This is a genomic window from Streptomyces sp. NPDC005151, assembly GCF_053599875.1.
Map to the genome: position 1 here is coordinate 26,377 of NZ_JBSFYR010000031.1, position 24,015 is coordinate 50,391.

General features: G+C 70.6%; 18 protein-coding genes, 1 tRNA gene and 8 pseudogenes. 13 read left to right on the forward strand and 14 right to left on the reverse strand.

Annotation, left to right across the window (positions count from 1 at the left end; genetic code table 11):
* Positions 1-15: 15 nt before the first annotated feature.
* Together ACWD6R_RS18505 and ACWD6R_RS18510 are read left to right on the forward strand one after the other, a co-directional pair.
* On the forward strand, positions 16-1,170 hold the full coding sequence (locus tag ACWD6R_RS18505) for a PP2C family protein-serine/threonine phosphatase (protein WP_451819648.1): 1,155 nt from the start codon (positions 16-18) through the stop codon (positions 1,168-1,170).
* Between the two features lie 63 nt (positions 1,171-1,233).
* Positions 1,234-1,422, forward strand: a pseudogene (locus ACWD6R_RS18510) (transposase); the annotation flags it as partial.
* Positions 1,423-1,586: 164 nt separating this feature from the next.
* Here ACWD6R_RS18510 and ACWD6R_RS18515 read toward each other — a convergent pair.
* Positions 1,587-1,898 (reverse strand): hypothetical protein, encoded by a 312-nt coding sequence (locus ACWD6R_RS18515; RefSeq protein WP_451819690.1) that lies wholly within the window; start codon positions 1,896-1,898, stop codon positions 1,587-1,589.
* Positions 1,899-2,037: 139 nt separating this feature from the next.
* Between ACWD6R_RS18515 and ACWD6R_RS18520 the strand changes: the two are divergent.
* Both ACWD6R_RS18520 and ACWD6R_RS18525 read left to right on the forward strand, forming a co-directional pair.
* A pseudogene (locus tag ACWD6R_RS18520) lies at positions 2,038-2,709 on the forward strand (integrase); the annotation flags it as partial.
* Between the two features lie 79 nt (positions 2,710-2,788).
* Positions 2,789-3,106: pseudogene (locus tag ACWD6R_RS18525) on the forward strand (ATP-binding cassette domain-containing protein); the annotation flags it as partial.
* A 327-nt stretch (positions 3,107-3,433) separates the two neighbouring features.
* On the opposite strand, the pseudogene ACWD6R_RS18530 reads toward ACWD6R_RS18525, so the two are convergent.
* The 3 genes and pseudogenes from ACWD6R_RS18530 to ACWD6R_RS18540 form a co-directional block, all read right to left on the reverse strand.
* Positions 3,434-4,285: pseudogene (locus ACWD6R_RS18530) on the reverse strand (IS200/IS605 family accessory protein TnpB-related protein); the annotation flags it as partial.
* A 664-nt stretch (positions 4,286-4,949) separates the two neighbouring features.
* Positions 4,950-5,023: transfer RNA gene (locus ACWD6R_RS18535), tRNA-Pro, on the reverse strand.
* A gap of 50 nt (positions 5,024-5,073) precedes the next feature.
* Complete coding sequence (locus tag ACWD6R_RS18540; RefSeq protein ID WP_451819649.1) at positions 5,074-7,698, reverse strand: ATP-binding protein; 2,625 nt, start codon at positions 7,696-7,698, stop codon at positions 5,074-5,076.
* Positions 7,699-7,805: 107 nt separating this feature from the next.
* Between ACWD6R_RS18540 and ACWD6R_RS18545 the strand changes: the two genes are divergently transcribed.
* Together ACWD6R_RS18545 and ACWD6R_RS18550 are read left to right on the forward strand one after the other, a co-directional pair.
* Positions 7,806-8,300: a DUF309 domain-containing protein gene (locus ACWD6R_RS18545; RefSeq protein WP_451819650.1), complete on the forward strand. Its 495-nt coding sequence runs from the start codon at positions 7,806-7,808 to the stop codon at positions 8,298-8,300.
* A gap of 81 nt (positions 8,301-8,381) precedes the next feature.
* Positions 8,382-8,768: a hypothetical protein gene (locus tag ACWD6R_RS18550; protein WP_451819651.1), complete on the forward strand. Its 387-nt coding sequence runs from the start codon at positions 8,382-8,384 to the stop codon at positions 8,766-8,768.
* Between the two features lie 147 nt (positions 8,769-8,915).
* Here ACWD6R_RS18550 and ACWD6R_RS18555 read toward each other — a convergent pair.
* From ACWD6R_RS18555 to ACWD6R_RS18570, 4 genes and pseudogenes are all read right to left on the reverse strand, one after another.
* A pseudogene (locus tag ACWD6R_RS18555) lies at positions 8,916-9,164 on the reverse strand (oxidoreductase); the annotation flags it as partial.
* Positions 9,161-9,433, reverse strand: a pseudogene (locus ACWD6R_RS18560) ((2Fe-2S)-binding protein); the annotation flags it as partial. The pseudogenes ACWD6R_RS18555 and ACWD6R_RS18560, both read right to left, overlap by 4 nt.
* Positions 9,418-9,708 carry an FAD-dependent oxidoreductase gene (locus ACWD6R_RS18565; RefSeq protein WP_451819652.1) on the reverse strand — a complete coding sequence of 97 codons (291 nt, stop codon included), beginning with the start codon at positions 9,706-9,708 and terminating at the stop codon, positions 9,418-9,420. The pseudogene ACWD6R_RS18560 and the gene ACWD6R_RS18565, both read right to left, overlap by 16 nt.
* A complete protein-coding gene (locus tag ACWD6R_RS18570; protein WP_451819653.1) occupies positions 9,705-11,084 on the reverse strand; it encodes an FGGY family carbohydrate kinase in 1,380 nt (459 codons plus the stop codon). Before ACWD6R_RS18570 ends, ACWD6R_RS18565 begins: the two co-directional genes overlap by 4 nt.
* Before the next feature lie 548 nt (positions 11,085-11,632).
* Between ACWD6R_RS18570 and ACWD6R_RS18575 the strand changes: the two genes are divergently transcribed.
* On the forward strand, positions 11,633-12,640 hold the full coding sequence (locus ACWD6R_RS18575) for a hypothetical protein (protein WP_451819654.1): 1,008 nt from the start codon (positions 11,633-11,635) through the stop codon (positions 12,638-12,640).
* A gap of 68 nt (positions 12,641-12,708) precedes the next feature.
* Positions 12,709-14,238: an amino acid permease gene (locus ACWD6R_RS18580; protein WP_451819655.1), complete on the forward strand. Its 1,530-nt coding sequence runs from the start codon at positions 12,709-12,711 to the stop codon at positions 14,236-14,238.
* A 90-nt stretch (positions 14,239-14,328) separates the two neighbouring features.
* Here ACWD6R_RS18580 and ACWD6R_RS18585 read toward each other — a convergent pair.
* A pseudogene (locus ACWD6R_RS18585) lies at positions 14,329-15,095 on the reverse strand (sulfite exporter TauE/SafE family protein).
* 267 nt (positions 15,096-15,362) lie between these two features.
* On the opposite strand from ACWD6R_RS18585, the gene ACWD6R_RS18590 reads away from it, so the two are divergent.
* The 4 genes and pseudogenes from ACWD6R_RS18590 (at position 15,363) to ACWD6R_RS18605 (ending at position 18,385) form a co-directional block, all read left to right on the forward strand.
* Entirely contained in the window at positions 15,363-16,538 is a 1,176-nt protein-coding gene (locus ACWD6R_RS18590) for a substrate-binding domain-containing protein (RefSeq protein ID WP_451819656.1), read from the forward strand.
* Positions 16,539-16,850: 312 nt separating this feature from the next.
* Entirely contained in the window at positions 16,851-17,900 is a 1,050-nt protein-coding gene (locus ACWD6R_RS18595) for a hydroxyacid dehydrogenase (protein WP_451819657.1), read from the forward strand.
* A 121-nt stretch (positions 17,901-18,021) separates the two neighbouring features.
* Positions 18,022-18,150 (forward strand): annotated as a pseudogene (locus ACWD6R_RS18600) (DUF2264 domain-containing protein); the annotation flags it as partial.
* 31 nt (positions 18,151-18,181) lie between these two features.
* Positions 18,182-18,385, forward strand: a complete 204-nt coding sequence (locus tag ACWD6R_RS18605; RefSeq protein WP_451819658.1) for a hypothetical protein — start codon at positions 18,182-18,184, stop codon at positions 18,383-18,385.
* Between the two features lie 46 nt (positions 18,386-18,431).
* On the opposite strand, the gene ACWD6R_RS18610 is transcribed toward ACWD6R_RS18605, so the two are convergent.
* The 5 genes from ACWD6R_RS18610 to ACWD6R_RS18630 all read right to left on the reverse strand — a co-directional run bounded on the left by ACWD6R_RS18610 (position 18,432) and on the right by ACWD6R_RS18630 (position 23,501).
* Positions 18,432-19,064: a LutC/YkgG family protein gene (locus ACWD6R_RS18610; RefSeq protein ID WP_451819659.1), complete on the reverse strand. Its 633-nt coding sequence runs from the start codon at positions 19,062-19,064 to the stop codon at positions 18,432-18,434.
* A complete protein-coding gene (locus tag ACWD6R_RS18615) occupies positions 19,061-20,599 on the reverse strand; it encodes a lactate utilization protein B (RefSeq protein ID WP_451819660.1) in 1,539 nt (512 codons plus the stop codon). Before ACWD6R_RS18615 ends, ACWD6R_RS18610 begins: the two co-directional genes overlap by 4 nt.
* Positions 20,596-21,363: a (Fe-S)-binding protein gene (locus ACWD6R_RS18620; RefSeq protein WP_451819661.1), complete on the reverse strand. Its 768-nt coding sequence runs from the start codon at positions 21,361-21,363 to the stop codon at positions 20,596-20,598. Before ACWD6R_RS18620 ends, ACWD6R_RS18615 begins: the two co-directional genes overlap by 4 nt.
* Positions 21,364-21,500: 137 nt before the next feature.
* Positions 21,501-22,226, reverse strand: a complete 726-nt coding sequence (locus ACWD6R_RS18625) for a FadR/GntR family transcriptional regulator (RefSeq protein WP_451819662.1) — start codon at positions 22,224-22,226, stop codon at positions 21,501-21,503.
* 231 nt (positions 22,227-22,457) lie between these two features.
* Positions 22,458-23,501 carry a S66 family peptidase gene (locus ACWD6R_RS18630; RefSeq protein WP_451819663.1) on the reverse strand — a complete coding sequence of 348 codons (1,044 nt, stop codon included), beginning with the start codon at positions 23,499-23,501 and terminating at the stop codon, positions 22,458-22,460.
* A 141-nt stretch (positions 23,502-23,642) separates the two neighbouring features.
* On the opposite strand from ACWD6R_RS18630, the gene ACWD6R_RS18635 reads away from it, so the two are divergent.
* On the forward strand, positions 23,643-23,840 hold the full coding sequence (locus tag ACWD6R_RS18635; RefSeq protein ID WP_451819664.1) for a hypothetical protein: 198 nt from the start codon (positions 23,643-23,645) through the stop codon (positions 23,838-23,840).
* The last annotated feature ends 175 nt before the right edge of the window (positions 23,841-24,015 follow it).

Here is a 24,015-nt window from a genome sequence, read left to right on the forward strand (position 1 = left end):
TGCACTGTGGAAGACATGGCTTCCAGGCGGCGCTTTGCCGGGATGGGGCAGCTACGGCTGGCCCATGCGATGCTGGTGTTCCCGGTCGCGCTCATCGTGTTGATCACGGTCGTGGACGTAGCGACCCCCGACATCGTCCTCGGCCCCCTGCTGGTGATCGCGCCCGCGATCACCGCGTCGTTCGCCGGGCCCTGGACGACGGGCGGCATCGGAGCCCTGGCCGTGGCGGCGCAGGCGTTCATCGGCTGGCACCTCGGCGTGCAGTACTCGCCGAACCTGCTGGTGCAGGTGCTCGCCCTCACGGTGCTCACCTTGCTGATCGTGTTCTTCTCCGTGGTGCGCCGTTGGCACAGACGCCAGCTGGCCCAGGTGCGGTCGGTCGCCGAGGCCGCCCAGCACGCCCTGCTTTGGCCACTGCCCAGCAGGCTCGGCCCGCTGCAGCTCGCCTGCCTCTACCTGTCCGCCGAGGAGGAGGCCGAGATCGGCGGCGACCTGTACGCCGCCGCCCGTACCGACAGCGCAGTGCGTGTGATGATCGGCGACGTACAGGGCAAGGGGCTGCCCGCCATCGGCGAGGCCGCCCTCCTGCTCGGCGCCTTCCGCGAGGCCGCTCACCAGCACGCCGCCCTGCCCCAAATGGCCCTTGCCCTGGAACGCAGCGTGACCCGCTACCTGGCCGACTTCGAACCGGCGGATGAGGCCGGGGAACGCTTCGTCACCGCTGTCCTGCTGGAGATCCCCGACGACGAACCCGTCATCCAAATGACCAGCTGCGGCCACCCGGCGCCCATGCTGCTCGGTCCGGACAACACCGTGACCGTCCCGAACCTGCACCCCGCACCCCCACTGGGCGTCGGCATCACCGACCCGGACGACCACACCCTCGACGTGCTGCCCTTCGACTCCGGCAACACCCTGCTCCTCTACACCGACGGCGTCATCGAGGCCCGCGACCGCGACGGCGTCTTCTACCCGTTCGCGGAACGCGCCGCCCAGTGGTCCGACAAAACCCCCGAAGCCCTGCTTCACCACATCCAGCGGGACCTGCTCGCCCACACCAGAGGGAACCTCGGCGACGACATCGCCCTCATCGCCATCCGCCGCGCAACCACCCCGCACCCCAGCCACCGCTCGCGGAGCCGCCAGGCGACGCCGAAGGTGAGCGATTGAGGTGACCCCTGTCGGGTGGACACCTGACAATGGATCTCGCAGGTCCATGGAAGGAATGTCCCGGTGGGATGGCGACCTCCGTACTCGACGGAGTTCAGGAACGATGCCGTACCGCTGTACCGTGCGGCGGCAGCAGGTAAGCGCACGTATGAGGACGTCGCAGCTGATCTCGGCATCAGTGGCGAGACACTGCGGAACTGGATCCGCAAGGCCGACGCGCAAGCCCGCTCGGGTGCCCCCGCGGCGGAGGCGGGGCGGCCGAGGATCGTGACGAGGAGCTGGAGCCGACCCGGCCCATGCCCTCTCCGGGGATCACCTCTTATCGGGACACGCCCACCGGTCCGGCGGCAGCAAGCGCCACCTCCGGCGTGATCGACAGATCAGCACGCAGGGCACGAGGCCAGTCGCGTCGTGGGTCAGACCACCGCCCGAGGCGGCACCCGATCATCCTCACAGTCGCGTCGGGTGGGCGCCGGCTTCCACGGGTCGAGGGCGATCTGGACGATCTCCAGCCAGATCTGGTTGTGGGCGGTGTCGTGCAGGGGCAGGTTGGTAAGGCCGGTGGCGCGGGCGGCACGGATCCGGTCCTCGGCCGTGCTCAAGGTCCCACCGACCGCGTGGACCCCGGCCGTCGAGTCCGGGACCGGCCGAGCCAGGCTCTGGGAGCCCCGCCGCCCGGTAATCTCGGCGGCCCAGGCGCCGTCGCGCGCCGACTCCGGCGGTGGCACGCACGAGTTCGTCGCCTGGCGGTGCGGGTGCCGGTACATCATCCGCCCAGGTCACAGTCTTGATCGGCGATCTATGGCGTTACCGCCGACCGCCCCCTTGTCTTCCCGTGACCCAGTGCGAACGGCATCATGATCCGTCGTGCTGCTGCGCCTGGCCTATCTCGCCGCGACCAACACCTTCGTACTTGTGCGCCTACTGCCGATGAGCGGACAAAGACATCGCGATCCTCACGCTGCGCCACCAACTGCTCGTACTCCAGCGCCAACTCGGCAGGCTCGCGTTCACCGGCACCGACCGCGCCGTTCTCGCCGGCCTGCTCCACCAACTCCCGATGGACAAGCTCCGGCGCCCCCTGCTCCTGGTACGCCCGGACACGATCCTGCGCCGACGCCGCGACCTGCTCAAGCGACGCCGCGCTGCGACCTACGTGCCCAAGCGCTGCGGACGCCCGCCCACGATCCGGTCGATCCGCGCCCTGGTCCTGCGCCTGGCCCACGAGAACGCCTCGTGGGGCTATCGCCGCATCCACGGCGAACTCGCCGCGTTCGGCATCAAGGTCGCCGCCTTAACCGTCTGGGAAATCCTCAAAGAACACGGCGTCCCACCCGCCCCCGAGAGGGCCGGCACCTCCTGGGCCGACTTCCTGCTCAGCCAGGCCGACGCCCTGCTCGCCTGCGATCTGTTCAAGACCCGCACCCTGACCGGGGCACGGCTGTACGTCTTCGCGGTCATCGAACATGCAACCCGCAGGTCCGGGTTCTGGGCGCCCCCGCACACTCGAGGGCGGAGTGGATCGTGCAACTCGGACGCACCGACGAGACCGACTCGGCGGAACCCTCCATGAGTACCAACATGTTGCCTGCGCAGGCCGGATGATTTATCGGCACGCGCAGGGACGCTGTCCCGCGGCAAGCAGCAGATGCTCGCCATGGGCAGGGCCCTGGTCGCCCGCCCCCGGCTGCTGATGCTGGACGAACCGTCGATGGGCCTGGCCCCGCTCATGGTCGCCGCCGTGATGGAGGTGATCAAGGACATCAACCTCAGCGGCACTGCCGTACTCCTCGTAGAACAGAACGCCAAGGCGGCGCTGAAAATCGCGCACCGCGCATATGTGATCGAGAACGGCGAAACAGTACTGGAGGGGACGGCGTCCGAACTGTCCACCGACTCCCGCGTCGCCGAGGCCTATCTGGGCGGGGCGGCCTGACGGCCTCACATGAACCGGGCCGGCCCGCCCTGGTACACGCAGCGGCCCTGCGTGCACCAGGGCCGGTCCCGTTGGGCGAAGGTCGACGATGACGCGCCGCTGCGTATGACCTGCCGGCCCACTGAGCCGCCGCGACCGACACCTGGCCCGGACATTGGCTGGGCCTCACCGGTAACACGCAGAATGCACCGCCCTGTTGACGCGTTGCAATGATGATTGCAGGCTCCCTCGCCGACAGCTCCGGCCCGCGCCCGCGATCCAGCTCCCCGCATGCGCGCTGCCGCCCATCGTCGCCCCGTCGACGGCGGGCCAGGGGCCGCTGCTCGACCACCAGCGTCCGCGGTCCGTATCGAGGTGGATGCGGTAGGCGACGGCCCGGTTGGCTTCGATGCGGTCGGCCCACTCCGCACCCCGGTGCGCGAACGCGATGCGGACGGTGAGGATGTACCGGCCGTGCCTGGCATTGGCCAGGTGCGCGAGCGGGGCAGGCAGCTTGATGCTGACCTCGCCGTCCGGGGTGACGCGGATCGTCTCGTTCCCGAACCGCTTCCCCGACTCACCATCAGCGGCAAGAAACCAGCGCCCCGCCTCCCACCGTTCCCGCCACTGCTCCTCGGTGAGCCCGGCCTGGGCGAGATGGTGGCGGGTGTTGAGGAGACGCTTACCGCCCCGTACCACCCGCACCCGCCCGGCCTGCCACTCGGCAACAGCAGCGGCGTGCCGGTCTTCCAGCATCGCAAGGCGACGGGACTTGCGGAACCACTCGCTCTTCGACCGGTAGCCACCCGCCGCGCGCTTGGTGCCCTTCTCCCCGATCGGGAGGGACAGGCGGCGCCGCAGCATGTTGATCCCGGCATCCAGCCTCTGGACGTGCGCCGCCTGGCAACGACGCGCGAGCGCCCACTGATCATGCGTGGCCTTGGTGATCGCCCCCGCGATCCGCGACGACGACACCCCGGTCAGCTCCCGCTTACGCGACGCCCAGGCGTCCGCACCGTGCTCCAGACCATCTGCACAGCGGGCCTTGAGATCACGGGAAGCAAGCGCACCCTGATGCTCACCGACCGCACGCAGCACCCTCTCGTCCTGGGGCGTGAGGTGCCCCAGACGGTCCCGGACCGCCACCCCGCAAGGCCCGGGCACCACGAACGAGGCCGTCAGCTTCCGTAAACCACCCACCACATCACCCCCCCCAAGGCCGGACACCCGCTATCCAGCCCAACGAGCCACAGCCGCCAAGGTCACCCATTCGACCCCAGAACCCCCGTTCCCCCCACCGCCAGGACTCACTCCCGCTCACCACCACTCACTTCAGCTCAGCAAACCGACAGCAGCTCACAACCCTCACCTCTCTACCTCTCTGCCCCGCCTTGCCAGCTGCCCCAAGTCGTGTGCGCGGGGGCATCCAGCTGTTGCGTACGGCGCCGGCGCCGCGGTCAAGGGGTCACAGCACCTGATAGGCGGCGTCGCATCCGCGCGAGTCCGATCCCGGTGACCTGCGGTGACGAGGCACCATGCGTTCAAGACTTTGCGACTTAAGGGATGCCGCCATGGAGGTGGGCGAGGGCGGTGGTTGGCCAAGGGGTCTTTGACCGAAGCGAAAGGGGGTCGGAGACGAGGACCGCACTTGGCGGATGGGAGCGAGCCGGCCCCTTTACCGAGTCAAAGCCATCGCTGCCGGTCCGCGGGCCGGGGAGCGACCAGATCGGGCGCCCCCGGTCAATCCCAGGATGACGCCTACCCGGGTCGGTGGGAGCGCTGGGAGCGGGAGAGGGCTCCCTGTCTGCTCCCGGAAACGCTTCAGGGGCCGTTCGAAAACGGCCCCTGAAGTGCGACATCACTGTCGGGACGACAGGATTTGAACCTGCGACCCCTTGACCCCCAGTCAAGTGCGCTACCAAGCTGCGCCACGTCCCGATGCGATTCCTCCCGGTGTTCCCGGGCGGCCGCGCAGGACAAACATTACCTCACTCCGCGGACCGGATCGACGTCCGTGCCTGATGGGCGCGGGTCGCGAGCGCTTCGGCGCCGCATGCCGTGGCCAGTTCCTGGGCCCGGGCGAGCTCGCGCGGGGAGCGGATGGCGATGCCGTAGTCGACACGGGCCAGGGCGTGTTCGTACGCGGACGGGGACGCCTCCAGGTGCCGGACCGCGTCGGCCAGCAGATGGCGGGCCTCCTCGGGGCGGGCGAACAGGGCAACGCAGCGCAGGGCCTCGCCGATCGCGGTGTCCGTGCCGAAGCGTTCGGCGTGCACCCGGGCCGAGGTGGCGAGCTGGGCCGCGCGGCCCGGGTCCTCGTCGGCCAGGGCGCGGGCGAGGTCGCCCGCCCATGGTGCCCAGATGCCGTTGAACCGGCCGCGCGGTTCAAGAGCCTGGCCGGCTGCTTCGAGTTCGGCGACGGCTTCCTTCGTACGGCCTTCGGCAAGCAGGAGACGGCCACGGACGCACGGTGCGTCCGGCATGACCATCGCGCTGGGATAGGGCATCCCGAAGTTGTACCGGTCAGCTATCGTGCGGGCCTCGGTGACCCGGCCCCGGGCCAGCAGCGTGTCGATGAGCAGGCAGGCGGCGATCCAGTTGACGGGCAGGCCGCTGCCCACACGGTCGGCGAGCCGCAGTCCTTCGCGCACGAAGCCCTCCGCCTCGGCCAGCCTGCCGCGACGCCGGTGGACGAGACCGAGGAGGGTGTGGGCGAAGGCGAGGTGCGCGCCGCTCCAGCCGGAGATCTCGAAGGCACGGACGGCCTCGCTGAACAGTGCCTCGGCCCGATCAAGCTGGTCGGTGAAGGCGTAGGTGATACCCACTGTGGTGGGGAACTCGAAGCCCCATTCGGTGTCGGTCCACCCGAGCCCGCGGGCCGGGCGACCGTCGACCAGGGCGCGTTCGCAGAGATCGACGACGAGCTGGGAATCCTCGCCCCGGAGCATGGCGTCGAAGGCGCGCAGCGTGAGCAGTGCGCGTTCGGCGTTGTCGCGGCCGGTGAGGTGGTCGGCGTTGCCGGCGAGCCTGCGGGAGCGGCCGGGCCCGTCGTCCTCGGCGGCCAGCATGCCCTCCCACATGAAGTGCGCGGCCTGGAGCCGCATCCGGCCCGGTCCGGGGGCGGTACGCCCGGTCTCTGCGGCGAGAGCCAGTGCCGCTTCCTTGAGCTGGTTGTTGTGGGAGAGGGCGGCGGCGAGCCGGAAGGTGGCGTCGACGCGCACCTCGTCGGCGAGTCCGGGCAGATCGAGGGCGGCCCGAAGATGCTGGACGGTGGTGGGAGGGGAGCTGAGCAGCGTCGCGCAGCCCAGCTCGTACAGCAGCGTGGCCCGCACCTGGTGGCGCGGCGGTTCCTGCAGGGCGCGTTCCAGGCAGCGGCGGGCGGCTTCGGGGGCACCGACCGCGAGATGCTGGCCGGCTGCCTCGCGGAGCTGCTCGACCAGTTCCTGGTCGTCGTCCGGGTGGACTTCCAGGAGGTGGCGGGAGGCCGCGGCGGCGCCGAGTCCGGCGCGGGTGATCGCCCAGGCGGCGCGGCCGTGCATGGCGGTGCGGGTGGCCGGCGGGATGGAGCGGTACACGGCGGTGGCGATCAGCGGGTGGACGAACTCCATTGGGTCGAAGCCGCTGACGATACGGGCGTCGCGCAGCCGCGCGGTGCAGTCGGCGGCCTCCGCGGGGCTCATTCCGGCGAGGGTGGCGGCGAGGTCCTGGGAAATGTCGGTGCCGAGGACGGCGGCGGCCCAGGCGAACCGGTTGGCGTTGGTGCCGAGCCGTTCGAGCCGGGCGACGAGTCCGCTGCCGCGGGCCGAGGCGCCGAGTTCGCGCAGCAGCCCGGCCGACTCCTCCAGGGGAGTCAGTTCGCGGTCCTGCACCTTGGCGACGAGTTCGACCGCCTCGTACGGGTTGCCGCCGGTGACGGCCCACACCTCGCGGCAGAACGGGTCGTCGGCGTGGTCGCCGAGAATGGCCCGGACCAGTTCCGCGGTGGCCTCGGGGGTGAGCGCGCGCAGCGCGACCCGGGCCTGGGCGGGGTGGCTGCCGCCGTCCTCCTCGCGCGCCGCCAGTTCCTCCGGGCGGTGCGCCTGGACGACGAGGACGGGCAGTTCGCCGAGGCGCGCGGTGAACGAGGCGAGCCAGGCAAGGGATTCGCCGTCCGCCCAGTGCGCGTCGTCGATGATCAGCAGCGGCGGACGGTGGCTCAGCCGGGAGGCGAGCCGCGACACGACGTGGTCGAGTCCGTCGCGCACACCCTGCGGGTCGGGCTGCGGGCCGCTGGGCTCGGCAAGTCCGAGGGCAGGTGCGGTGATCTCGAACCACGCGCCGAACAGACCGCGTACCTCGTCGGGCGGAAACTGGTCGAGCGCGGGCTGCAGGAGTTGGCGTACGACGTGGAACGGCACGGATGTGACCGTCTCGCCGCCGCGTGCGGACCAGACGCTGCAGCGGTCCGCGGCCATGGCCTGGATCTCGGTGAGCAGAGCTGTCTTGCCGATGCCTGCCTCACCGCTGAAGATCAGCAGCCCGCCGACTGCCTGGGCGCCGCAAAGGGCATCCACGGCTTGTGCGGCGGCAGCGAGTTCCGGTTCGCGTTCGTACAGCGGCCGGGACGGCTTCATGCCTACCCTCCCCTAGAGTTACGGATTACTGCCGAGACTAGTCGTGCACGGAGACCCACGGACAGTGGTTCGGACAGTTCGCCGCAGGTGCGGGGCACAATCGACGGGTGGACGAGACTCGTAGGGACCGCGACACCGAGGGCCGGGCGCGCAGTGCGCGCCCCCGTGACGGGCTGGGGCGCCCCCTGCCGTACGGGGTTCCGGGGGTGGAGCGGCAGCCGGAGGGTGTGGTGCGCTCCCCCGAGGAGACGCTGCGGGAGGCACAGCGGCTGCTGGACGCGGGGATGCCGTTCCACGCACACGAGGTGTTCGAGGACGCGTGGAAGTCGGGCCCGGAGGCGGAACGGGAGTTGTGGCGCGGGCTCGCGCAGCTGGCGGTGGGGCTGACGCATGCGGCGCGCGGCAATGCGACGGGTGGGGCGCGGCTGTTGCGTCGGGGCGCGGCGGCCCTCTCGGCGTACGGGGACGCGTCGGCGCACGGGATCGGGATCGATGCGCTGACCGGCTGGGCGGAGGAGCTGGCCGGGCGGGTGGAGACGGGCGGCGGGCGGACGGTGGACGCGGCCGCGGAGGCGCCCCGGCTGCGACGGGAGGGCGGATGAGCCGGATGGCGACGTTCGTTTTCGGCAACCGTCGGGCGGAGCGGTGAACAGGGCGCCGCGAAACTATTACCATCCCGCGGCATGAGCACTTCTGACCAGGACCAGTCCGTGGACACCCCGATAGCCGCCCCCGACAGCGACACGAACGGCACAGAGACCGACGCCGGGGCCGAGGTCGGCGCCGAGGTCGAGGAGGCGGGGGCCGGGGACCACAGATTGACGCCGCGTCAGGCCAGACGGTTGCGGGTCGTGCTCTCCTCGGTCGGCATGGCGGCGATGGCGGTCGTGCTGGCGCTGCGGATCGCGAGCCGGTCGTCCGTTCTGGTGGTCGGGGTGTACGGGCTGGCGCTGATCCTGTGCGGGATCGTGATCGAGCTCAGCCGGAACGGCCGCACTCGGTTGGGCAGTTGGCTGCTGGCCGTCGGCCTGGTGGCGGCGATCGGTTCGGACTGGCTACTGATCCCCTGACGTCCGGCCGGTTCAGACTGCTGTGATCCGCACGGTTCCGCCGTGCGGATCGACGCGGTCGAGCCAGTCGGCGCGCAGCCGGAACGGCCGGTTCGGTTCGGCGGGCAGCAGCAGCCGCTGCCGGTGGAGTACGTGTCCGTCCTGGCCGACGGTGATTCCGGTACGGAGCCGGGCTCCCGCCCCTACCGCTGCGGCCACACACTGCCGGGCGTACCCGGGTCCGGTCACCGCTCCCCCGGCGCGACCGGTCCCGAATCCGCCGTGGAAGCAGTGGCGCGGGATGCCGCCCGCGACCTGTTCGCGCTCCAGGACCTCGACGTGGCCCGCGCCGGATGCGGCGAGTTCGGCCCCGGCGCCGACGATCAGCACATCGACGGTTCGCTCGCGCCGGGTCATGGCGTGGCCTCCTCGATCAGGGCGCGGACCGCGGCCCCGCAGTAGAACCCCTGGCAGCGCCCGCCGCCGGCCCGGGTGCGGCGGCGCAGCCCGTCCTTCGACCGCGGCGGGACCGCACTGGCCAGCGCGTCCCGGATCTCGCCGGCGGAGACCCCTTCGCAGTGGCAGACGAGGGTGCCGTAGGCCGGGTCCCGGGCGATGAGGTCGGCGCGCCGGTAGGGGCGGGGAGATGCCTCCCCCAGGTTGGGCATGGTCAGGGGCGGCAGTTCGGCCGGCGAGTCTGCGCTGCCCTTCGCGTACGAGACGGACTTCCAGTGAGCCGGGGACGGCGTCGAAACCGGATGGCGGTGTTGGCCTTCGACGTGCCGTTGCCGATGTCGTCGGATCCGTCGACGAGGGCGGTACGGATCGGGTAGCGGGCCAGCTCACGGGCGAGGGCGGTGCCGACGACGCCTGCGCCGATGACGGTGACGTCGTACGCCGCCGCGCCGCCGTCGCGCAGGGTGTGGACCAGGTCTCCGGCCGTGGTGACCGTCGGCGTCATGCGCGGTCCAGCAGGGTCTCCACCGCGGTGCGGAATCGGGCGAGGCGTTCGGCGGCCTCGTCCGCGCCGATCCGGGGTTCGTACACAGCGGCCGGTTCCCACACGGGTACGGCCTGCTGGAGCGGCAGCTTCGGGTCGACGCCGAGGCGGGCGACGGCCCCGGCCCCGAGTGCGGTGACGTCCGGCAGCGCGGAGCGGGTCAGACCGCCGTCCACACGGAGCGAGGTCAGCGGTCCACCGAGGTCGGTGGCGACGGCGTCGGCGAGTTCGACGACCTGGGCGGCAATGCCCTCGCACAGGGCGCGCACCAGGTGGCCGACGGTGGTGTCCAGTCCGAGTCCCGTCACCGAGCCGCGCAGATCGCTGCGCCACCACGGTGCGGCGAGGCCGGCGAGCGCCGGCACGAAGGTGACACCGCCGGAGTCGGGGACGCCCGCGCCGACGAGGTCGAGCTCGGCAGCACCGGAGATCACCCCGAGGTCGGTGAGCCAGCGGACGGCGGACGCGGCGGTGTAGACCTGCCCGTCGAGGCAGTAGCTGGTACGGCCGCCGAGCCGCCAGGCGACACAGCTGACCAGTCCGGTGGAGCCGCGGCGGGGCGTGGGCCCGGTCTGGGCGAGGAGGAAGGCGCCGGTGCCGTAGGTGCATTTGGCGGTGCCGGCCTGCAGGGCGCCCTGGGCGAGCAGGGCGGCCTGTTGGTCGACGAGCAGTCCGGTCAGGGGGAGTTCGCCGCCGAACACGGTTGTCGTGCCGACCGGGCCGGCGGCGTCGACGACGGAGGGGAGCCGTTCGCCGGAGAGGCCGAAGATGTCCAGAGCGGCGGGTGACCAGCCGACCCGGTCGAGGTCGAGCAGCTGGGTGCGACCGGCGGTCGCCGCATCCGTGACGAACGCCCCGGTCAGCCGGTGGACCAGCCAGGAGTCGCTAGTGGTGACGACGCCCTCGCGGGTCAGCTCGCGGCGGATCCAGGCCATCTTCGGTGCGGCGAAGTACGGGTCGAGCGGAAGCCCGGTGAGTTGTCTCAACTCGTCTTCATGTCCGGCGAGTTCGCTGCAGACCGATGCGGCACGGCGGTCCTGCCAGACGATGGCGTCGGTGAGCGGCTTTCCGGTGGCCGGGTCCCATGCGAGCACGGTCTCGCCCTGGTTGGCGAGCCCGACGGCGACCACGGGTTCACCTGCCTCACGCACCGCCTGCCGTCCGGCGTCGACGACCGATCCGAACAGCTCGGCGGGGTCGGCCTCGACCACTCCCCCGGGCCCGTACCGGGGCCGCACCGGGGCCGCGCCGGAACCGATCACGCCGCGTTCCGGACAGATCACCAGCGCCTTGGTGCCGGACGTGCCCTGGTCCACGGCGAGCACCGGGCCTGTCATCGATACTCCTGCTGTGCGGAAGCTCTACGGCTTGAACGGAATCGTGATCAACTGTCGCTGACGCACAGACTGGTGCAGACCACCGCTTACGTCAAGCGCCCGCATTCCACACCTTGCGGAATGACCAAATGATGTTCAACATCCTTCCATCGCAGGTGACTTGAGTAAGATCGACCGGCAATTGGGGGGTGGGTGAAGGAGCGGGGCTGGGGTGCGTGCATCGCAAGGCGGAGGAATAAGCCATGGCGGAGTCATGGTGATGGACGACAACGCCGCGAGGTGCGTGCCCCAGCCCCGTGACGCCGCCCCCCAATTGCCGGTCGGTCTAAGATCCGCAAATCGGTCGGGAGATCGGCGGAGCGCGTTCTACACTCACGGCCGAGCAACAACCGGACGCTTCCTAGCAGTTCGTCTTTCAACAGCTGCTTCACCCCCACGTCCTTGAGGATTGATGAGACCGACACCATGCCGCGTGCGCCGACATCGCACGTCCCGGGCCGTCCGCTTATGCCCGGATTCGCTGCCGTGCACGGGGGCGGGGCGAGTCCATGGCGACCAGTGATTTCCGGCCGGTCTATCACCCGGCCGGGCACGACAACGAATTACGTGCGGCGTTACAGGACCTGCGCACCGGCCGCTGGGTATCCATGCGGAATCTGCTGGAAAGCACCGCGGACTGGACGCTGTGGACCCAGCGCACCCAGGTGCTCGGCGCGGTCGCCGCAGGCTCCGACGCGGTGCAGGCCTGGCGGGCCGAGGAACCCCGGAGTGTCGCGGTTGCCGTGATGCACGCACGGGTCGTGGTGGAGCGTGCCGTGCGCGCCCACCGCGAGGGACATCACCGGGCGCAGGAATTATGGCAGGAGGCCTGGGAGGCCTGCAGGTCGGCCGCCCACGCCACCCCCGCCGACCCGGTGCCCTGGGTGTGTCTGCTGGCCCTCTCCCAGTTGGACGAGCGGCAGGAACTGCAGGAGCACCGGCTGCATCCGCCGGGACCCATGCTCTTTCCCGGCCCGTGGGGGCTGCTGGCGGAGGCCGACCGGCGCGATCCGTACAACCGCGAGGCCTACCACCGGATGCTCCAGTTCGTGTACGCGCGAAAGGCCGGCGGAACCCTCTCCGAGGCGATCAACTTCGCTCAGTGGGCGGCATCTTCGGCGCCCGAAGGATCCGCGCTCCATGTTCTTCCGCTGTACGTGCGGGTCGAGCGCTACCGCCGTGAGCGCGGTCACGAGAAGGCGCTGGATCTCCACTGGGTTGCCGAGGACGCCGAACGGGACGCCGAACGGGCCCTCCACCTCTGGTTCCACCGCACGGATCCGGCCAGGCACTCCCTGCTCGACGTCAACCATCTCGCCCACGCCCTGTGGGGTGCCCTGCAATTCGCCGACGCGGCACCGGTGTTCCGGGCACTCGGCCTGTACTTCACCACGCTGCCCTGGGCCTGTCGCGCCCCCGACCCCCGCGACCCTTCGGGCGCCGAGGACGTGTATCTGCGCGCCCGGACCCGCTGTCTCGCCGCGGCACCCGAACCGGGCCGGGGACCGCACGACTGACGCCGGCACGTTCTCTCCCCGACCACAAACCGTCCCCGACCCCTTCCCCTTCCCGGAGGTTTCCTCTCATGTCCCTATCCACCTCGACCCAGCCGGGATCGCAGGCCGCTCCCCAGAAGGACGAGGAGCAGCGGCTGCGCGAACTCGGCTACCAGCCGGTGCTGGCCCGTCGCATGGGCGGCTTCGGCAACTTCGCCATCAGCTTCTCCGTCATCTCGATCCTGTCCGGCTGCATGACCCTGTACGGCTTCGGCATGTCGGCCGGCGGCCCGTCGGTGATGCTGTGGGGCTGGGCCGGTGTCGGACTGTTCGTCCTCTGCGTCGGCATGGCGCTCGCCGAGGTCACCAGCGCGTACCCGACGTCCGGGGCGCTGTATTACATGGCCGACCGGCTCGGCGGCCGCAAGTGGGGCTGGTACACGGGCTGGCTGAACCTGCTCGGTCTGCTCGGTGCGATCGCGGGAATCGACTACGGTGCCGCGCTGTTCACCGGCGCGCTGATGAACCTGCAGTGGGGCTTCACCCCCACCCCCGGCAAAACCATGATCATTTTCCTCTGCATCCTGCTGCTGCACGCCGTGCTGAACCTCTTCGGGGTCCGTCTGGTCAGCGTGCTCAACTCGATCAGCGTGTGGTGGCACCTGGCCGGCGTCGCCGTGATCGTCACCGTGCTGGCGATCGTGCCCTCCCACCACCAGTCGCCGTCGTTCGTCTTCACCGAGTTCGTCAATGACACGGGCTGGGAGAACCCGCTCTATGTGGCGGCGATCGGCCTGCTGCTGGCGCAGTACACCTTCTGTGGCTACGACGCCTCCGCCCATCTGTCGGAGGAGACCTCGAACGCCTCGGTGTCGGCGGCCCGCGGCATCGTCCGCTCGATCTGGGTCTCCTGGATCGCCGGTTTCGTGCTGCTCGCCGGTCTGACGTTCGCGATCCAGGACTACGCGGGCACCCAGGAGAGTGCCACCGGTGTGCCGCCGGCCCAGATCCTGATCGACGCGCTCGGCACCTCGGGCGCCACCGCCATGCTGCTGATCGTGATAGCGGCCCAGCTGTTCTGCGGCAATGCCGAGGTCGCCGCCGCCAGCCGGATGGTGTTCGCGTTCAGCCGCGACAACGCGCTGCCGGGTTCGGCGCTGTGGCGCAAGGTGAGCGCCCGCACCCAGACGCCCGTCCCCGCCGTGTGGCTGTCGGTCGTCGTCGCCGGACTGCTGGCGCTGCCGTCGCTGTACTCGGCCACCGCCTACGGCGCGGTGACCGCGATCAACGTCATCGGTATCACGCCCGCCTACGCGATCCCGATCTTCCTGAAGCTGCGCGCCGGGGACCGCTTCGAGCGGGGGCCCTGGCACCTGGGCCGCTGGTCCAAGCCGATCGGCTGGATCGCCGTGGTGTGGGTGGCCATCGTGACCGTACTGTTCCTGCTTCCGCAGTCGTCGCCGGTGACCATCGACTCGATGAACTACGCGTCGCTCGCGCTCGTCGCCGTACTGGTCCTGGCCACCGTCTGGTGGTTCGTCGCGCGCCGTTCCTACAGCACGCCGTCGGCGTACGGGAACGCCCGTGAACAGGCGGAGATCGCCGCGGACATCATCTGACACGACGGCGTCCACGCTCTCCTCAGGTTTCTCCTCAAACCCTCCTGGACCGTCCGGTCCAGGAGGGTTTCGTCGTTCCATGGGGTGCGGTCAGCGCAGCAGCAGCTGGAGTCCGCTGAGCACGGTCGCACCGAGCACCAGTCGCTCGAAGAGCTTCTGGTTGATCCGGTCCACACCTTCCGGCCGACGTACGCGCCCGGGACGACGAACAGCAGCATGGCCGCGTCCAGCAGCAACGACTGCGCGTCGATGAGGCCGAGGCCCACACTGAACGGCACCTTGGAGGTGTTGACGATAAGGAAGAACCACGCCGATGTGCCGAGGAAGCCGAGCTTCCGGAAGCCCGCGGACAGCAGGTGGAGCGACATCACGGGGCCGCCCGCGTTGGCGACCATGGTGGTGAAGCCGCCGAGCACCCCGTACGAACGGGCCTTGAGCCTGCCTGCCCCGGACGGGCCGCCGGGCTCGTCCGGAGCCACCTTGCTGTCGGCCCCGGTGCGGCGCCGCCAGACGGTGACGCCCGCCATGAAGAGCAGGATCGCGCCGATCGACGTCCTCACGGCGTCGTCGTCGGCCCACATCATGAAGACGGTGCCCATCACCACGCCCACGGCGACGGCGGGGAACAGCCGCAGCAGCGTCGGCCAGTGGGCGTGCCTGCGGTAGGCGAAGACCGCGAGCGCATCGCCCGCGATGAGGATCGGGAGCAGAACTCCGGTGGACTCGCGTGCCGGGAGTACGGCCGCGAAGACCGCGAGACTGATCGTCTTGGCACCGCTGACGGCCGTCTTGGAGAAGCCGACGAGCGTGGATGCCGCGGCCAGCGCCGCCAGTTGCCAGAGTGTGAGGGTGTCCATGCCGGGAGCAGATGCTCATCGCACGCACTTCCGAACCACCAACCGGTCCGCAGGCGCCGGACTTCTTCGGCCGGCTGAGGATCGACGAGATCAAGGTGGCGTACGGGGCGCCGGTGTCGGGCTCGGCACAGGTGCGGCTGGCGGAGTCACGGGACGGACATGATCGGCCATGGACAGTGCGGGGGTGATCGCTATGCTGCGACCCAAGCGTTCACGGGAAGCGTTCAAACGAACAATGCGCAGCGGTACGGCGAGGGGGCCATCAGCATGCGGGAGCCGGTTGAACTCAGGCGTCAGCGAATCCTGTCGGTGGTGCAGTCGCGAGGCGCCGTCAAGGTCGGCGTGCTCGCCGCCGAGCTGGATGTCTCGGCGGTCACGATCCGGCGGGACGTCGAGGAGCTGGCCCGGATCGGGAGGCTGCGGCGCGGGCACGGGGTGGCCCGGCCGGTGGTCGACGCGGCGGAATCCGTCCCGGTCCCGGCGGCGCGGACCGCGGAGCCGGCCGGCGACGGAGGCGCGGTGGCCATCGTCGTACCGGAGCGGCATTCGTATCTGTACGAGACGCTGCACGGCGCCCGGACCGTGCTGGAGGAGTCCGGGATGCGGATCGCCCTGCACATCGCGCCGCAGTCGTCCGGTGGCGAACGGCCGCTGGTGGAGCGGGCCCTGGCGGACGGGGCCCGCGGACTGCTGATCGCCCCGCGATGGCGCAACGCCCGCTCGGAGGAGCTGGACTACGGCTGGCTGGCGGAGGTGGGCGTGCCGACCGTGCTGATGGAGCGGCGGCCCCGGCCGGGCAGTGCGCTGCACCCCCTGGACTCGGTCTGTTCCGATCACTGGTACGGGACGCATCTCGCCGTGGACCATCTGGTGTCGCTGGGCCACCGCCGCATCGTCCTGGCCGCCCGTGACGACAGTCCGACGGCGCGCACCATCCGGGCGGCGTTCGCCGAGATCGCGGCGGACCGGCCGGAGGTGGAGGACTGGTCCGTGGTGCTCAGTTCACCCGCGGCGGTGCCCGGTCCGGGGCCCGGGTCGCCGGGCGCGGCGGTCCGCGTCCAGGACGCTCCGGCGCCGGCCGAGGGCGCCGCCCCCGATCTCGCCGCCCTGCTGCGCGAGCGGGGCGCCACGGCGGCCGTGCTGCACGGCGATGTGGACGCGCTGATGCTGGTGCAGCGGATGGCGGAGAGCGGGGTCCAGGTGCCGCGGGACTGCTCGGTGGTGGCGTACGACGACGTGGTCGCGGCCCTGGGCAGTACGCCGCTGACCGCGGTGGCGCCGCCGAAGGCGGAGATCGGGCGGGCGGCGGCCGAACTGCTGCTGTACCGGCTGACCGGGCCCGCCGGTACCACCGGACCGGTGCGCCGGACGGAGCTGCTGCCCGCGCTGAAGGTGCGCGGTTCGGCCCAGGAGGTCATCCCCCGTCAAGAATTGAGCGTTTGACCGCTTTCATTTTCTTCTGATCGATCTATTGACCCGTACCGATCAGCCGATCAGGATTCCCCGTGTCCTGAATCAGGAGCCGCGGGAGGCACCCATGCCTGGTCGACAGAGCCGTCGATCCGTGCTCGCCACGATCGCCGCCCTGCCTCTGACAGGCGCGCTCAGCGCCTGCAGCAGCAGCGACGGCCCATCGCAGTCGGGCAGCACGAGCAACGCCATCAGCACCGGCGCAGACATCGGGGCTCACCACGGGCTCCGTCAAGTAGCGGGCCGACCGGATCACGTCCGCACCACTCCCCGACCAGGAGCATGATGCCCAGCACCACCCCGACCGTCCCGACCGCCCCCGCCGCGCACCGCCGGCCACGCGCCGCCGTCGCCATGAAGCCGGACGCCGCGGCCGCCGTCCTCACTCCCGGAGCCCTGGCCGCACTCGCCGGGGTGTGCGAACTCGCCCCTCTGCCCGTCCTCGACGACTTCACCACCGACCGGGCCCGCGCCACGCTCGCGGACACCGAGATCCTGGTCACCGGCTGGGGCTGCCCACCGCTCGACGAGAGCGTGCTGGCCGCGGCGCCGCAGCTGCGTGCCGTCGTCCACACGGCCGGCACCGTCCGCGGTCATGTCACCGAGGCCTGCTGGGAACGGGGTATCGAGGTGTCCTCGGCGGCGGCAGCCAATGCGCTGCCGGTCGCGGAGTACACCGTCGCGATGATCCTGCTCTCCGGTAAACGGGTCCTGGAGCGGGCCCGCGACTACCGCGACGAGCGCTGTCGCGACGACTGGCTGCGCACCTCGGCGGAGGTGGGCAACTACGGGCGCACCGTGGGCATCCTGTCCGCCTCGCTGATCGGCCGGCGCGTCATCGAGCTGCTGCGCCCGTACGACCTGCGGGTGCTGCTGCACGATCCGTACGTCTCCGAGGCGGACGCCGCCGAACTGGGCGTGCATCCGGTCGGGCTCGCCGAACTGTTCGCGCAGAGCGATGTGGTGAGCGTCCACACTCCGCTGCTGCCCGCCACCCTCGGTCTCGTCAGCCGCGAACTGCTCATGTCGATGCGCCCCGACGGGGTGCTCATCAACACCTCGCGGGGCGCCGTCATCGACCAGGACGCGCTCACCGACGTACTCCAGCAGAACCGGATCCGCGCAATCCTCGACGTCACCGACCCCGACACGCTGCCGTCCTCGCACCCCCTGTGGGAGTGCGAGAACACCCTGATCACTCCACATCTCGCGGGCTCGCAGGGCAACGAATGGCGGCGGCTGGTCGACCTGGCGGTCGGCGAGATCGACCGCTGGGCCGCGGGCGACGGCTTCGCCCACCCCGTACGACGCGAAAGGCTGGCATTCCTCGCATGACCTCTCCTCTTGAACTCCCCTCCGAAGACCGCGGCTTGAGCCCGCACACCGGCTACACCCGGGCGCACTGGGAGGCGGCCGCGGACGGGATGCTGCGGGCTGCCTGGCAGTGGTCCACCCCAGGCTGCGCGAGCACCTGGACAACTACACGCTGCTGTTCGGCGGCGACGGTGCCCCGATCCACTTCGGGCGTTCGCTGACCTACCGGTTCGCGGCCGGTTCGGCGGTCGCGCTGGGCGCCGGTACGGGCTCCGCAGGGCACGGCGTACGCCCGGTGGGCGGTGCTGCCGAGGCTGGGCGCGGACGCGGAGGGAACGGTTCTGCTGGTGTCGCTCGCGTCGCTGACGGCGGAGCCGGAGGCGACAGCACTCGCGGTGGCCGTGAGCGAGGTGAACGTGGACGGCGACACGGTCGAGGTCGGCTGGGCCGACGACGGGTCGACGACCCGTATCGGCTTCGAACCGCTGACGGTCGAGCACCGCTGACCGTACGGTCCGCCGGACGGCCTCCTGCCCGTCCGGCGGACGCCTCCTACGCGTCGACGCGGATCACGACCACCAGCGTGCGCGGACCGTGTACCCCTTCGACCCGCTCCAGCTCGATGTCCGACGTGGCCGACGGCCCGCTGATCAGCGTCGTCGGGCGCTCCGGCACCAACCGCGCGACCGCCTCCGGCACCCCCACCTCGACGGCCGACAGATCGACGACACACACATGCAGGTCGGGGACGAGCGACAGGGCCCGCCGCCCCTGGTCGGGCGAGCCGTCGAGGAAGATCGTGCCGGTCTCGGCGCAGCCGACGGCCGACGCGGTGACGACTGCGTCCAGCGCGTCGAGCCGGGGCGCCGGGATGTCGGCGGAGTCCTGCTGGACGTCACCGTCGTACGCACCGAGCCACTGCTCGTCGAGCCCGGCGGGCACCCCGATCCTCCGCGCACCGAGCCCGTCCAGCACCTCCGCGATCACCTCGGCGGTGCGGGTGGCCGTGCAGGTGTGCACCTGCGCCTTGTAGTCGACAAGCCGGTCGGTGAAGAGTGCGAGTCGCTCGTCGTCGGGAAGCGTGCGGCCGGTCCGGTAGTCGCGCGGGATGGTGGTGTCCGGGGTGGGGGCGAGGGCCAGGGCGTCCCGGACCCGGCCGAGCACCGTGGCGCGAGCGGTCGTCACTTCTCCTCCTTCTGCTGGTTCCTGTCGTACTCGTCGGCGGCGGCCCGCATGGTCGCGGCACCCTCGTCCGATGCCAGCCACGACCGGAAGGACTGCTTCGGCGGCGCCGCGGTGTCACGGCTGTCGCTCCATCCGCGGAACGGCGGCGGCAGATGCGAGATCTTCCCGTCCCGCCCGCCGAGCACCCGGCCGAGCCCCGCGGCCTTCTGCGCGGCCGTGAACAGCTTCGGCCGCTTCATCACGCCGGCCGCCGCCTTCATGGCCAGCTTCTCCGCCGTCGTACCGGACTGTTCGGTGTGCTGGTGGCGCAGCTCGACCAGCAGCGACGGAATGTCGATCTTGACGGGGCAGGCGTCGAAGCAGGCGCCGCAGAGGCTGGAGGCGTACGGCAGGGAGCTGTTGGGGTCGTCCTTGGCGGCGTGCATCCCGGCGAGCTGCGGCGTGAGGACCGCGCCGATCGGTCCGGGGTAGGTCGATCCGTACGCGTGACCGCCGGCCCGTTCGTACACCGGGCAGACGTTGAGACAGGCCGAGCAGCGGATGCAGTTGAGCGCCTCGCGCCCGATCCGGTCGGCCAGCGCGGCGGTCCGTCCGTTGTCGAGGAGGACCAGATGGAAGTCCTGCGGTCCGTCGCCGGGCGTGACCCCCGTCCACATCGAGGTGTACGGGTTCATCCGCTCCCCGGTCGACGAGCGCGGCAGCAACTGCAGGAAGACTTCGAGGTCCTGATAGCGCGGCAGCACCTTCTCGATGCCCATGACGGTGATCAGGGTGTCGGGCAGGGTCAGGCACATCCGGCCGTTGCCCTCGGACTCGACGACGGACAGGGTGCCGGTCTCGGCGATCCCGAAGTTGGCGCCCGAGACCGCGACCTTCGTCGTCATGAACTTCTCGCGCAGATAGGCGCGGGCCGCGGCGGCGAGATGGGCGGGCACGTTGTCGAGCCGCGGGTCGACGCCGGGGATCTCCTTGAGGAAGATCTGCCGGATCTCGTCGCGGTTGCGGTGGATCGCGGGAACCAGGATGTGTGACGGTTTGTCGTGGGCGAGCTGCACGATGAGCTCGGCGAGGTCCGTCTCGTACGGGGTGATGCCGGCCGATTCCAGGTGTTCGTTGAGACCGATCTCCTGGGTGGCCATCGACTTGACCTTGATGACCTCCGTGGATTTGGTCGCCCGGACGAGCCGGGTGACGATCTCGTTGGCCTCGACGCCGTCGCGCGCCCAGTGGACGGTGCCGCCGCGCTCGGTGACCTGCTGCTCCAGCTGCTCCAGGAGCTCGGGGAGCCGGTTCATGGTGTCGGTCTTGATGGCCGAGCCGGCGTCTCGCAACTGCTCCCAGTCGGGCAGTTCGCCGGTGACGTTCAGGCGCTTGGCGCGGATCGTGTGGGTGGCCCTGCCCAGGTTGCGGCGCAGTTGTTCGTTGCGGAGCTCGTCGTGGGCGGCCGCCGGAAACGTCCGGTCGCCGCGCAGATTTCCGGTCCCGTACGGGGAGCGGGGCGGGGTGGCGGGCATGCCGAGGAAGGTGCTGCTCATCGGACGGCCTCCGTCAGGACGTACGGCGAGGTGCGGGTGGAGGAGAGGATCTGCGCGAGGTGCAGGGTGCGCGTGCCCGACTTGATACGGGAGAGTCCGCCGCCGATGTGCATCAGACAGGACGAGTCCCCGGCGGTGCACACGTCCGCTTCCGTGGCGGCGATGGTGCGCATCTTGTCCTGGAGCATCGCGGTCGACGTCTCCGCGTTCTTCACGGCGAAGGTACCGCCGAACCCGCAGCAGGAGTCCGCCTCGGGGAGCTCGACGAGGTCGATGGACTCGACGGCGCGCAGCAGCTTCAGCGGCTTCTCGCCGACGCGGAGCATCCGCAGGGAGTGGCAGGTCGGGTGGTAGGTGACGCGGTGCGGGAAGTACGCGCCGACCTCGGTGACGTCCAGGACGTCGACGAGGAACTCCGAAAGCTCGTACGTCTTGGCCTTGACCGTGGCGACGCCCGAGCGCAACGCCGCGTCGCCGTACCGCTCGGCCACGATCTCATGCTGGTGGCGGACCGATCCGGCGCACGATCCCGAGGGCATGACGACGGCGTCGATGGACGGGTCGCCGAACTGCTCGGCGAAGTTCCGCACCAGGGGGACCGGCTCGCGCTGGTAGCCGGTGTTGACGTGCATCTGGCCGCAGCAGGTCTGCTCCGGCGGGAACACCACCTCATGTCCCAGCCGGGCGAGCAGCACCGCGGTGGATTTCACCACCTCGGGGAAGAGCGTGTCTCCCAGACAGGTGGCGAAGAGTCCGATGCGCATGGAGCCTCTCCGATCGTTTCTCTGGCCTTTATATGGTCGGACCATACTAGCCTCGGTCCGGAAGGGGAGGGAAGAACACGCACGAGGGGGGCGGTGCGCAGGCGCACCGCCCCCCTCGTCGCCCGACACCCCGCGGGCTATTCCTTCTCGTCCACCAGCGTGCCGTGCAGGCTGCGGATGTGCCACTCGACCAGATCGGCCGCCTTCGCACCCTTGCCCGCGCGCACCAGCCGCAGCAGTTCGGCGTGCTGGGCGTTGAGCCCGCCCGCCGTGGCCGGCCAGTCCTCGGCCGCCTCCAGCGCCCGCAGAATCAGCGGGCGTACGGACTCACGCACGGCGGAGGTGAGGGTGGAGGTCAGTTCGTTGCCGGAGCTGCGCGCGATCTGCACGTGGAACCGGGTGTCCAGGTCGTTGAACTCGGAGACTCCGACATCCGGCTCCCCCATGCGTACGAGCAGGTGCTCCGCCTCGTCCAGATCCTCGGCGGAGGCATGGGTGGCCGCCGCTTCGAAGCTGGACCGTTCGAGCACGACGCGCGCCTCGAGGACGTCCTCCAGGCTGTAGCTGCCGAGGGCGAAGTGGAGCCGCAGCAGCCGGCCGAGGGCGTCGTCGGGGTTGCGTACGATCCGCGCCCCGGCATCCGGGCCGCGCCCGGGCTGGGCGACGAGCACCCCGATCGTCTCCAGCACCCGCAGCGCCTCACGCAGCGCGGATCGGCTGACTCCGAGCACCGGCGCGAGCTCACGCTCGGGCGGCAGCCGGTCCCCCGCCTTGAGCTCACCCGCGAACACCCGCTCCTCGATGCTCTGGAGCACGAGCTCATGCGTACGGGACTGCCGTACGGGTTGCCACTCGACGGGCACCGTTCACCCCCTGCCTCGAACTTTCTCCCACTATGTCACACACGCCATGTGGTCGGACCAAAGATTCGGCGCACCGTGGCCGCCCCGTTGCCTCCCGCCGCACACGGGACGCGGACAAGCTCGGCTACGCGACACCCAGTGCGTTCACGGCGATGTTCCGCCGGACGCCGGGCTCGACCCCTTCGGCATACTTCGCCGACCGGGAAGGAGCCCAGCTCGGCAGGTGAGGCCTCAGTAGGTGACGACGATGCGGCGGGCGGTCCCGTCGACGCGGATGTGCCCGCCGTACGGGATCACCACCTGCGGGTCCGTGTGGCCGAGGTCGACATCGAGGACGGCCATCGTGTCGGGGGCGTACTCGCTCAACGCGCGCAGGACCGCCTGCCGTTGCTCCGCACAGAACCGGTCCCCCTCCTCGGCGCCGAGCGGCTGCGCGAACGACCAGCACTTGGCCCGCCCCATGATCAGCGCGGGGAACTGCTGGAGGAGCCCACGCTCTCCCATGCTCCGCAGAACCCAGTAGACCTCGTCAGCAGAGGGCATGTCCTCGGACGTCTCCAGGAAGAGCACGCTGCCGGTGTACTCGTCGACCGGCCGGATCTCGCGGTCGGCCATGAGCAGCCACGACAGGATCTCCAGGTTGCCGCCCCAGCCGGTCCCTTCGACGACCCGGTCGGCGTTGTGCCAGATCCAGCCGTCGGCGGGGCGCATCTCGGGCTCTGAGTCGAAGGTCCGCGGGTCCTCCCAGGGGCGGTTGACGTGGTCGGTCTCCTTGGCTGGAGTCAGTTCGTAGGTTCCCCGGGTGAAGAGGGCGGCTCGCAAGGAGTCGGCGGTCAGGGGGTGCATCGCGCCGGGGCGTCCGAGTTCGACCATCACCGACCCGCCGTGGTAGCCGACGATGCCCAGGTTCCGGAGGAGGACCAGCAGGTTGGTGTTGTCGCTGTACCCGAAGAACGGCTTGGGGTTGGCGCGCAGGAGCTCGCGGTCCAGGTGCGGAAGAACGGTGATCTGGTCGTCACCGCCGATGCTGGCGATCACCGCCTTGATCTCGGGGTCGGCGAACGCCGCGTGGATATCGGCGGCCCGCTCGGCCGGAGTCGACCCCATGGTGCGCGTCGCCGGATACTCCACCACTTCGAGCCCGAACTCCTCGCGGAGTCTGCGTAGCCCCAACTCGTAGGGCAGGGGCAGGATTCCGGGCAGCCCGGAGGACGGGGAGATGACGGCGACGCGGTCGCCGGGGCGGGGCTTGTCAGGGTAACTGGGTGTCGTCATCCGGCGAGCGTAGGACCAGCCCGTTCCCGGTGTCAGCCGGGTTTCGGCTCAGACCGACCGGCATTGGGGGGTGGGTGAAGGAGCGGGGCTGGGGTGCGTGCATCGCAAGGCGGAGGATTGAGCCATGGCGGAGCCATGGTGATGGACGACAACGCCGCGAGGTGCGCGCCCCAGCCCCGTGACGCCGCCCCCCAATTGCCAGTCGGTCTCAGGTACGCGGCCGGGGGTTTCCGCCCGGTGGCCGAGGCCGATGTGCGCGGAGGAACCGTGCTCCCGATGGTGACCGAGCCTGCGCAGGTCACGACCACCGCCACGGCTCTGTCCGGCATGCCGCACTGACGCACCACGTTCGCGGAAACATCAACAGACTCGGCAACATCCCCGACGGCGGCGCACGCAAGGCCCTGGGCCGACAGGAGGGCCGCCGAACCCGTTCCGGGTCCGGCGTTCCACTCGGGCACGGCGCGCTCAAGGAGTCAGGCACCACCCCGGTCTCTATCATGGGCAGGGAGAG